Genomic DNA, 10,948 nt, shown 5'->3' with positions numbered 1-10,948 from the left:
TACAACGAAAACCACCCGCACTCGGGGCTGAAAATGCGCTCGCCTCGCGAGTTCATCTCAGCTCAAACCGCAAACGCCTGAGTGTCCGGTGAATTGGGGGCAAGACCACCGCGCTACATGCGTTGCGGGATCATCGGAACGGAAGTCGGCATCCTCGACCCACATGCGATGCAGGATGACACCAATGCGGTGCGACAGCGCGACCATCGCGCACTTCGACCCTCGGCGGCGGACAACCTATGCGGCCCATGTCCTGAGCCAAGTCGAACGGTCACGATGCATCATGACCGTCGCAGCCTGACACAGGGCGCGCCGGAGATTGACGTCGCCCGCGTTGGTGATTCCACCCGAGACATCGCGCTTGCCCGACTGACTTCGTGAGGGCGTCAATCCAACCCAGGGCCCGACCTTCTTCGAAAACGTAAAGCGACCGGGATCATCGATCACGGATTGATAGGTCAGTGCGACCACCGCGCCGACCCCAGGCAGGGACATCATGCGGCAGCAGGCCAGATCCTTTTGGGCAAGCTGGCGGACATGGCGTTCCCGCCCGGCCAACTCCTGTCAGAGCGACAATTGTGCCCGTAGCATTGGTTCGGTTGCCGCTCCAGCTTCGGATTGCCCGTAGCCAGTTCGCGAGTGCGGTGTTCAAATCTGCCGCGCGATATGGAGCCGACTTTCAGGCCGAAGTTCCGCAAGAGCCCGCACACAGACATTTCCAGCGCGATGAACCCCTGTTGCGCCGCCTCGCGCGCGTTCAGAACCGCACGAACCTCTTGTGCCGAGACCAACTTGCAGTGGACCGGCCGGAACCATCCCAGATGAAGCAGGCGCGCGATCCCCTCGGCATCCCGGCGATCGGTCTTGATCGGCATGGCCCTCAGCGCGCCCATTACCTGCCGGGTCTCCATCAGCATCACGCCCAATCCCGCCGCGGTCAAGCCGCGAAGACTGCCTGTCGTGTCGAGGTCATGCTGTCGCCCGGACTTCTGGAGCTGTTGTGCGTCGATTGGCATGAGGTCCATCGCGGGGTAGACCTCACTTACGCAACCCCAGGAAAAGTTCAAATCTCGGCCAGAAGCGCTGAGGTAACCGCGCCTGTTGGCTTCATGGGCGGGATGAGAGAGGCGGGGCCGGCACGCTTAGCGAGCTGCTGACCACCTTGGTCACCTTCACACCCTGTTTCTTGTGGACCGTCCTTGGCGCGCCCTTCACCGAAAGGCTGCGGGACAACAGGCTGCTGTCGGCAGCGCTGACATCCATCGCCGCGGCAGTCGTCGGAGTAATCCTGAACCTTGCAGTCTGGTTGGGGCTGAATGTGCTGTTCGCGCAGCTTCGCCCGCTCGCGACCCTGGGGATCGAAATGGCGCTGCCGGTCTGGCGAACGCTGGACCTCATGGCGGCGCTTCTTGTCGTTGCGGCCCTTGTGACAGTCTTCCGCTTCAAGGTCGAGACCGTGGCCGTTCTGACGGGGTGCGCCATCGGCGGGCTGCTGCTGGCTCCTGCCTGGAACGGGGTCCAAGAACTCCGCGGCTCATCCTTTCGATGTACCGCACAATAGCCCAATCGTCCTATATCGAATTGAGGATTGCGAAAAGCCGCCGATATCGCAAATTCTTGGACATCGCCGGTTGAATTCGGCGACGCCAACAGACGCTTCGTCGAAATCCACGACATTCCCGGCCCTCGGGTCGACCGCCGCAAGGCAGGCGTCTCTCGCGAGAGGAGGATCGCGCACAGAACCCATCGAAAATCCGCAGGATCCGTTCGGTCGCACGATCGAACGGCAGCCAGAATTCAGTCCATACGATCGGAAACGCATCCGGCAGGATAACCGCTTTTGAGATGAATGGCGGTTCGGCCGGTGCCACAGCAGAAAGTGAGTACTGGAGATGAGCGAGAAGAGAAACAACAGCTTCTGGGACTGGGACGATCAATACCAGAGCCAGGACCAGGAACAGTATCAGGGTCAGGGCCAAGGCCAGGACCAGATGCAGTGGAGCACCTCGGACAACGATAACGACAACGATAACGACAACGACAACGATAACGACAACGCGAACTACAACGAGACGGCTTCCGATGCAGATGCGGCCGCGGATGCAGCCGCCGAAGCCGCTGCCGACGCTGACGCCAATGCGAATGCCGACAGCAATAACAGTAACAGCAACGACAGCGCGAACTCGAACGCGAACGATAGCACCAACACCAGCACGAATACCAACACCAATACGAATGAATCCACGACTGACGTGAACGTGGATGTCGCGGTCGGTGTCGGCATGGAGGGCTGGGAGCCGACCGATGACGACCACATCGACATCGACAACTCGGAAATCGGCGCGTTCGTTCACGCGGGCCGTGATGTCGAGCACAGCCCCGGCAACGATATCGAACTGAACATCGGTGACATCTTGGGCGATGCCAGCATGCCCCCGATCGTCCAGGCGGGCTCGATGTCGGATGAGGACTATCTGGGCAGTGCCACCGTCAGCAACGGTGCTGAATTCTCAATGAACGGTATCGCAGAAGGCGGCATCGCCACTGCATCCGAGGGCATTGCGGGCGGTGCCGCGGGCGGCGAAGGCGGCAGCTATGCCGATGCCAGCGGCGGTGACGGAGCGGGCGGCGCGGCACTTGGCGGGCTGGCGGCGTCGGGCGGCGGCACCAGCGGCGACGGCGGTGACGCTGCCGCAATCGGGGGCGACAGCGGCGACAGCGGCGATGCCACTGCAGAGATAAGCGGCGAAGTCAGCGGCACTGCGGCCTCGCTGAACCTGGCTGCCAGCGGCGACGGTGGCGACTCCACCTCGCTTGGTGTCGGCCTGGGGATCGGCGGCTCGTCGGCCGAGAGTTCGGCGGCGACGGAAGGCGGTGACGCCACGGGTGCGGGTCTAGGCCTGGGCTTGGGCGGCGCAGGATCGTCCTCGGACAACGAGGCCGGTGACAGCGGCGATGCAGAGTCGAACGGCTTGGGCTTGGCCGGATCTGCTTCGTCCGCGTCCAGCGATGACGAGGTGGGCGATGGCGGCGATTCGGCGGGCTTGGGCATCGGCCTTGGCGGTGCCGACTCGGATGCCAACAGCGACGCCGGCGACGGCGGCGATGGCGGCGACGGGCGTTCGACCGGGTCCGGCCTGGGCTTGGGCGGCGCGTATGCTGGCGGGTCGGACGCAGACGCCGATGGCGGCGACGGCGGTTCGTCCTTCAGCTTCCTCGGCCTGGGACCCACCGGCAATAATGGCGGTGACGGCGGCGACGCGGATGCCCTGTCGGCAGCGCTGAGCAATGCCCAGGGTTTGGGCGCGGCCATGGCTGGCGGCGGCGACGGCGCTGATGGCGGCGACAGCGACAGCGACTCGTCCAGCACCGGAACCGGCACCGGGTCCGGCACCGGAACCGGCGGCGACGGCGGCAGGCTGACCTCGAACAACGACTCGGGCAGCGAGGCCGGCAATACCGTGAACACGGACGCGGCTTCGGGCGCGGGCGGCGCGGTGACCTCGGATACGGACGCGACGAACACCTCGTCGGGCACCGGTACGGGCACGGCCACCGGCGGCGGCGGCGGCCGGGCCACCGGAACGGCCGACTCGGAAAACACGTCGTCCGGCAGGGGCGATGCCGAATCGACCGGCGGCGACAGCGGTGACGTGACGGCCGACAGTGCGGCTGACTCGGTCGTTTCGCCCGAACTGATCTCGGCGGCCTGGAGCGGCATGACCGGGGCAGGCGGCGCGGCCACGGCCATGGGCGGCGACTCGGGCGACGCCTATGGCGGCCAGGCCACGGGCGGTATGGCATCGGCGCACGGCTATGGCGGCGATGGCGGCATGGCGACCAACGGGGACGGCGGCGCCGGCGGCGGCGGCGGAACCTGGGGTTCGTCGAACGGCGACGACGGCTATGTCAACGGCACGTCCTATGCCTCGGCGGCGGCCGCGCTGGATCAGGCGGCCTTCAACCAGAGCATCGTCATGGGCGCCAACGTGCTGGGCAACACCGTCGACATGACTGTCGTCGGCGGCAACTTCAGCTCGTCCTACGCCGCGGACGAAGACGCGATCTGATCGCGGACCATGCAACCGGGAGGGGCATCACCGCCCCTCCCTTTTCAACGGGGCCGCCCTGCCTGATCCCGTTCCGGCGTCATTGCCGACGCTGTCCGGTCCGCGCAGTCGCTCCCGCAGTTCTCAAGGGGTCGTGGTATGTTGGATTCAATAACCGAAACCATCGCCCATTTCATTGGTCATTTCCACCTCGGGACCGAAGAGGCCAGGCTGCGACAGTCCTACGAGGAGTTCCTTCACCTGAAGGCGCAGCAAAACGAGATCCAGGTCCACGATCCACAGCAGATCCAGACAAGCGCATATCAACTGGACGGTTTCGATCCCGCCCTGACTTGGACGCCCCGGTCGCATGAGGACAGCTTCTCACCCGGCCTGCCGAAGCTTGTCTGGTCTGAAATCCCCCTGATGCCTTTTTCCGCGGGTCTCCTCGCGCTGCGCACGGGCGAAAGCCTGACGGGACCCGATATCGATATCTGGACGCGTCTACCTCCAGCGGATGCGGGCCCGACGCTGACAGTCCCGTCGTCGGTCGCCACCCTGACCTGGCAGGCGCTTGCGTTGCAGGACGACGACATCCTGGGACCGGTGGCTGCGGCAGGCTTCGCACCGGCCGCCGATTTCTTGCCCGTCCTCGACCGCTTGGTCGAGATCGCGCAGAAGCTTGCCGCCACGTCCGTGCCTGAAACCGACGGCGCCGCCCCTTGGGTGGCCGCGGCGGCGGACCTGAAGGCGCAGGTGCAGGCGGCCGAGGCGAAAGCCGACGCCCTGCCCGAAGGTGCCACTTCCTTCACGGTCACGGGAACCGGTGCCACGGGCATGGTGGTCAACGGCAAGGTCGTGACCGAGATGCCGGTCCTGGAGATGCCCGCCTACCTTGCGAAGGACGATGGGGACGCGCCCGAGGACGTCCTGCCCGAGGAACTTCGGGACAATCCCCTTGTCCCGCACGTCTCGGGTCACGAGGTGATTGCCGGCGCCAACGTGCTTGAAAACGCCGTCGCGGTGAATTCGATGTGGATCGACGCTGCGGTAATCGTGGTCGCGGGCAACGTGACCAGGATCGACGCGATCGACCAGGTCAACGTGCTGAGCGACCGGGATTGCCTGACGCCGCAGCAGGGCAGTGACGCGCCCTCGATCCTGATGAACGCGGCCTCGAACGAACAGAGCGCGACCTCGGCCGGCGCGGCGGCGGACGGTGCACAAGCCGTAATTCCGGCGCAATGGGCCGTGACCCGCATCGAGGGCGACCTGATCTGCTATAACTGGGTTTCGCAGACCAGCTATGTGACCGACCACGACATGGCCGTGCTGACCAGCATGGGGTCGAGCACCTATGTCAGCCTGGGCGAGAACTTGGTGGCGAACATCACCATGCTTGCTGAACTGGGGTACCGCTACGACATGATCGTCGTCGGCGGCAACATGTATGACATCAGCTATGTCTACCAGTGCAACGTGCTGATGGATGATGACACGGTAAGCGGGGTTGGCGCCTCGGGCAGCGACAACGTCCTGTTCAACTCCGCCTCGATTCACAGCACGGGTGTGGATGAGTACCGCAGTCTCACGCCGTTCGGGCGGGACGCGCTTGATGCCGCCGCCCACGATGGGGCCATGCCCGCCTTGTCTCAAGGGGATCTTTTCGACGACGATACCCTGAGCGTTCTTTATGTCACCGGCGACCTGGTGACGATGAATGTCGTGTCGCAGGTCAATGTTCTGGGTGACAACGATCAGGTTGCCCTGGCCGCCGAGGCTGCCGTGCAGGCCGGCAGCGACCTGAAGATCGTCACCGGGTCCAACGTGCTGGCCAACGAGGCCGTGATCCGCGAGTTCGGCATCGACTCGACCGTCATGGCGGGGGGCGATATCTACTCGGACGCGCTGATCCACCAGGCGGGCCTGGTGGAATCGGACGCCAACCCAACGGGCGTCGCGATGCAGGGTCTGGCCAACGAGGCGGTGGCGTTCCTTGCCGACGACATGATCGACGGGGCAGCCGGAGCGGACGATGCGGGCAGTCCTGTCCTGCTTCCGATGGACGGAGGCAGCCTGGATGTCATGCAGACCATGCTGGCATAGGACGCAAGTGATCAGCAGGAGTGAATGGTGAAAGATGTTTCCGTTGAACCGGTACTCGAACGTCCCGGCCGGGTGAAGCCTTCGGACTCCTCCGCGTCCGTTGGGATGGGGCGCACGATCGAGGGCAGGCTGGGGCCGGTGCCGCGTGCTGATCTTCCGGGCGGCGGCGGAGGCCGCGGCACGGGCAAGTTCCACCGCCGCCTCGGCCCCGAGAACTTCGGCGAGCGGCTGAGGTCGGGAATGGCGGCGGTGCGGCGCAACCTGGGGCTGGTCATGGTGATGACCTGCGCCACCAACCTTCTTGTGCTGTCTATCCCGATCTATCTGTTCCAGATCTCGGACCGGGTGCTGACCAGCCGGTCCCTGGACACGCTGATTATGCTGACGATCGTGATCGTGGGGGCTGTCCTGCTGCAGGCGGCCTTCGACGCCGTGCGGCGCTTCATGCTGATGCGCACGGCGGTCGAGGTGGCGGTCAGGCTGGGGGCGCCGATCCTCAGCGCGGCGGCCCATGCCTCGCTGCACGGGAACGGGCGCGAGTACCAGACCTTGGGCGACCTTCAGACGCTGCGGGGTTTTCTGGTTTCAGGGACGTTGATCACCTTTCTGGACCTGCCCTTCGTGCCGCTTTTCATCGCCGCGATCTTTCTGGTGCACCCGCATCTGGGCACGATCGTCGTCGCCACCGCCCTGGTTCTGATGGTCATCGCGCTCATCAACCAGAAGGCCACCTCCAAGCCCTTCGCGGTGGCGAACGCGGCGCAGTCGCGGGCGAACCTGCACCTGGATTCGATGTCGCGCAACAGCCAGATCATCAATGCGATGGCAATGATCCCCGAAGCCGTCGCGATCTGGGGCAGGGACACGGCAATGTCGCTGACCGCGCAGGTGCGGGCACAGGACCGCAACACCGTGTTTGCCGCCATGTCGCGGGCCGTCCGCCTGTTGACGCAGATCGCGATGCTGGGCTGGGGCGCCTATCTGGCGCTGCAGGGCGAACTGACCGGCGGGATGGTCATCGCCGCATCCATCATCGCGGGCCGGGCGCTGGCGCCGATCGAGGGCGCCATCGAAGGCTGGAACTCGTTCCTTCTCACCCGCTCGGCCCATGGCCGCATCACGGCGCTGCTCACCTCGTCCAAGCTGCAGTTCGAACGGCTGCAACTGCCCGAGCCGCAGGGCCGCCTGGATGTGGAGCGCCTGCTCTATGTGCCCGGCGGCACCAAGCAGGTCGTGCTGAACGGGATCAGCTTCTCGCTCATTCCGGGGGATTCGCTGGCAGTGATCGGCAATTCCGGCGCGGGCAAGACGACGCTGGGGAAGATGCTGGTCGGTTCAATCCTGCCAACCTCGGGCAACGTCAGGCTGGACCTGATGGACCTGCGCAACTGGGACCCGCGCCAGCTAGGCGAGAACATCGGCTATCTGCCGCAGGACGTACAGCTGTTTCCCGGCACCATCAAGGACAACATCGCCCGGATGCGCGCCGATGCCACGGACGAGCAGATCCACCGCGCCGCAGTGCTGGCCGATGTGCATGACATGATCGCCAGCCTGCCGCAGGGCTACGAGACATTCGTCGCTGCCGACGGCGCGCCGCTCTCGGGTGGGCAGAAGCAGCGCGTGGCCCTCGCCCGCGCCTTTTTCGGCAATCCACGACTGCTGGTCCTGGACGAGCCGAACTCGAACCTGGACACGGCGGGCGATCACGCGCTGGCCAATGCCATCGCCCATGCCAAGCGGCAGAAGATAACGGTGGTCGTCATCACCCAAAAGCCCGTGCTGCTGGCGGTGGTAGACAAGATTATGGTGCTCGCCAACGGCAACGTCACGCTGTTCGGCCAGCGCAACGAGGTATTGCAGGCACTAGCCAAGCGCAACGCGGCCGCCAACGCCGTCACCAACGAGGAAGAGCCAGATGCCTAACACGCTTGTGCCTCGTGAATCCGAATGGTTTGACACTGTTCCCCGATCCATCAGGGGGCATGCCATCTTTGGCATCGCGCTGCTGGTGCTGTCCTTCGGCGGCTTCGGCTGGTGGTCCTTTACGGCGCCACTTGCCGCAGCAGTCATCTCGCAGGGCAGCTTTGTGGCGACAGGGCAGAACAAGATCGTCCAGCACCTGGAGGGCGGCATCATCGAGGCCATCTATGTCAACGAGGGTGACACGGTCGAGGCGGGCGAGGTGCTGCTCAGCCTAGACCGCACCGCCGCGCTGGCGGCAGAGCGGGAGCTGCGCTTCCGGCTCTGGCGGCTCGAGGCGATCGAGGCGCGGCTGATGGCCGAGGCCGAGGGCCGCGACAAGGTCGCCTTCCCCGGCCACCTTCTCGAGGCGCGGATCGAGGACCCGGATGTCGCTAACATCTTGGATGGTCAGGAACTGGCGTTCAGTGTTTCGCGGACCGAACTGGACAACGAGTTGCGGATGCTGCAGCGCGACATCGAAGCGCTGAACATCCGGGGGGCCGGATATCAGCTTCAGCTCAACTCCCACCGCAGGCAGCTTGAGATCCTGCGCGAGGAACATGCCGTGCAGGTCGATCTGCGCGACCAAGGCCTCGTGCGCCGGTCCGAACTGGCCTCGGTCCAGCGCGCCATGATTGCCGCGGAAGGGCAGGTCGGTCGCCTTCAGGCTGAAATCGACGAGATCGCCGAGGTCAAGGCCCGCTATCAGGCGCAGATGGAACGGGCGGTGGACGAATTCCGCCGCACCGCGCTGGAAGAGCTGCAGTCGACGCAGACCGAGAGCGATGCCATCCGTGAACGTGCGGTCGCCGCCGAGGACGTGTCCAGCCGGGTCGAGATCAGTTCGCCGGTGGCGGGAACCATCGTACGGCTTTTCTATCACACTGCCGGCGGCGTGGTCGAAAGCGGCAAGCCAATCATCGAGATCCTGCCGGCAGACGCGCCGCTGATCGTCGAGGTGCTGGTTCCGCAGCACGAGATCGACAGCGTCCACCAAGGGCAGCACGCCATTGTCCGGCTGACCGCGCTGAACCAGCGGACGACGCCGGTCCTGGAAGGGCAGATCGCCTACCTGTCGGCCGACAGCATCACCAGCGAGCACGATGGGATCGCGCGCGAGGTGTATGTTGCCCGCGTCAGCCTAGCTCCGGGGGAATTGGCCCGGATCCCGGGTTTCGTTCCGACGCCGGGGATGCCGGCCGAGGTGATGATCCAGACGCAAACCAGGACCTTCACGCAATACTTGGTCAAGCCGATCCGCGACAGCATGTCCCGCGCCTTTCGCGAAGAGTGAGGGTGGATCAGGTGGGATACCCAAGTTCGTGGATCAGCGACCAGAGTTTCTGGTTTAGGGCGGCGAGACTGGTCAGCGCCGCCTCCATGTCCCGCCGGGCATCCTCGTCCAGGTCGGTGGAAAGCCCCATCTTGATCTTGTACTTGCGGTCCGAGATCCGCATGAGGATTGTCCGTGCGCTGCCGCTTTCCATATCGAAGGCGTAGATGGAGTGGCTGTAGCGGTTCCGCAGGACGGACAATCCCATGAACTCACGCGTGAGGTCGAGGATGCGGGTGCGATGCTGGGCCGGCACCTGATCGAGTTTGGCCAGTCGCTCCACGAGATCCACCCGCGCCCGTGTGGTGTTCAGCGTCAGGAAGATGACAAGGGCAGTCTCCTTGTCCACCCGTGCCAGTCCCGCAATCAGATGGATCAGCAGGCTTTCAGTGTTGGTCCAAGAATAGGTCAACCGCCCGATCAGCAGAAGCAGGGCGTCGAAATCCTCTGGCAGGCCACTCGGCGTCACCGCAGGGCGGCCTCCTCCGTCCGGGTCGAAAGGTAGACGCCGGCCGCTTCGGTGCGGTTGCGAACCCCCAGCTTGGCGATGATGTGATGCACATGCAGCTTCAGCGTATGTTCCGACATGCACAACTCCTCAGCGATGACCTTGTTTTGCTTGCCCTGGGCGACCAGGGGAAGCACCCTGCTTTCCTGCGCCGTCAGCATCGACAGATCGACTTTCCTTCCAACCGCTCCTTGCGACATTGGCCGGTCCTCCTGGCCAGGCACCGCCGGGATGGCCAACTGCAACAGCACATCCACCGGCGCATAGGTTTCGCCGCACAGCAGCAGCCGGACAATGGAAAGCCATGTGTCGATCTGCACGTTCATCGGTAGCAAACTGAGGCCAGCGGGAAGCTTCTGGACCCCGAGCCGTCTCAGCCCGTCCACGATCGACGGAACGTTGCGAAAGGCTAGCGCCACTCGGGCCTGGCCCCATTGCGGCGACTTCAGCAGCTTTTCGGCCGCGTCCTCGTCATAGATCAGAAGATGGAGGCCATCCTCTTGTTCCTTACCGAGGGAAACAGGTTGGTTCGACCTCTCGAACTGGTATTCGGGAAACTCGTCCTGGAGTATCCAGAGTATCCTGTCCGAAAAGCTGATGCACGAGCCTGCCAAGACTACACGGGCAACGCCTTCGGTGTGCCGGTAGGGCACAGCCAGAGCCGGTTCTGAGCCATCAGGCATAAAATCCTCCCCAGATCAATCATAACCAGTTCGCCAAGCAATGTTGGCACATTACAGAATAAGCACATCGGGAGAGCTGGACGTAGCTCTTCTTTTGAAGACAGATCATTCCCACTGTTAAACATAATACGTTAACTTAATTCCCCATCAAAGACCTAATTAGTCCGGCCTGAACACCTCTATCTGACCTGCCCCCATCGGGTGGTCCGGTTTCAGTCTTAATGCATGACGGGTCTGGGCGCTACGGCGGGCGTGGCCGGCGAAGCGTCTCCGGATGTCGAAGCCGGCCACGAGATGACCTTCG

Annotated in this window: 6 protein-coding genes and 2 pseudogenes; 5 read left to right on the top strand and 3 right to left on the bottom strand. The window is 64.2% G+C overall.

The window, feature by feature from the left end; all coding sequences use genetic code 11:
- Positions 1 to 57 precede the first annotated feature (57 nt).
- Positions 58 to 947, bottom strand: a pseudogene (locus tag OC184_RS20740) (IS110 family RNA-guided transposase); the annotation flags it as partial.
- A gap of 200 nt (positions 948 to 1,147) precedes the next feature.
- Between OC184_RS20740 and OC184_RS18205 the strand changes: the two are divergent.
- From OC184_RS18205 to OC184_RS18185, 5 genes and pseudogenes are all read left to right on the top strand, one after another.
- Positions 1,148 to 1,561, top strand: a pseudogene (locus OC184_RS18205) (chromate transporter); the annotation flags it as partial.
- Positions 1,562 to 1,892: 331 nt separating this feature from the next.
- Complete coding sequence (locus tag OC184_RS18200; protein ID WP_265508571.1) at positions 1,893 to 4,070, top strand: hypothetical protein; 2,178 nt, start codon at positions 1,893 to 1,895, stop codon at positions 4,068 to 4,070.
- Positions 4,071 to 4,208: 138 nt separating this feature from the next.
- Positions 4,209 to 6,155 (top strand): hypothetical protein, encoded by a 1,947-nt coding sequence (locus tag OC184_RS18195; RefSeq protein ID WP_265508569.1) that lies wholly within the window; start codon positions 4,209 to 4,211, stop codon positions 6,153 to 6,155.
- 27 nt (positions 6,156 to 6,182) lie between these two features.
- Positions 6,183 to 8,081, top strand: a complete 1,899-nt coding sequence (locus OC184_RS18190; RefSeq protein ID WP_265508568.1) for a type I secretion system permease/ATPase — start codon at positions 6,183 to 6,185, stop codon at positions 8,079 to 8,081.
- Complete coding sequence (locus tag OC184_RS18185) at positions 8,074 to 9,414, top strand: HlyD family type I secretion periplasmic adaptor subunit (RefSeq protein ID WP_265508567.1); 1,341 nt, start codon at positions 8,074 to 8,076, stop codon at positions 9,412 to 9,414. The genes OC184_RS18190 and OC184_RS18185 overlap by 8 nt, the downstream gene beginning before the upstream one ends.
- Before the next feature lie 7 nt (positions 9,415 to 9,421).
- Here OC184_RS18185 and OC184_RS18180 read toward each other — a convergent pair whose 3' ends face one another.
- A complete protein-coding gene (locus OC184_RS18180; protein ID WP_265508566.1) occupies positions 9,422 to 9,922 on the bottom strand; it encodes a hypothetical protein in 501 nt (166 codons plus the stop codon).
- Positions 9,919 to 10,644: a response regulator transcription factor gene (locus tag OC184_RS18175; protein WP_265508565.1), complete on the bottom strand. Its 726-nt coding sequence runs from the start codon at positions 10,642 to 10,644 to the stop codon at positions 9,919 to 9,921. The genes OC184_RS18180 and OC184_RS18175 overlap by 4 nt, the downstream gene beginning before the upstream one ends.
- Positions 10,645 to 10,948 lie beyond the last annotated feature (304 nt).

Origin of the sequence: Paracoccus rhizosphaerae (assembly GCF_026162645.1) — a bacterium.
GTDB lineage: Bacteria > Pseudomonadota > Alphaproteobacteria > Rhodobacterales > Rhodobacteraceae > Paracoccus > Paracoccus rhizosphaerae.
The sequence above is the reverse complement of the archived record's forward strand: the minus strand, read 5'-3'. Positions and strand labels throughout refer to the sequence as shown.

Coding starts and splice junctions, on each gene's coding strand:
- OC184_RS18175 (WP_265508565.1), bottom strand. CDS start 10,644: ATGCCTGATGGCTCAGAACCGGCTCTGGCTGTGCCCTACCGGCACACC.
- OC184_RS18200 (WP_265508571.1), top strand. CDS start 1,893: ATGAGCGAGAAGAGAAACAACAGCTTCTGGGACTGGGACGATCAATAC.
- OC184_RS18185 (WP_265508567.1), top strand. CDS start 8,074: ATGCCTAACACGCTTGTGCCTCGTGAATCCGAATGGTTTGACACTGTT.
- OC184_RS18195 (WP_265508569.1), top strand. CDS start 4,209: ATGTTGGATTCAATAACCGAAACCATCGCCCATTTCATTGGTCATTTC.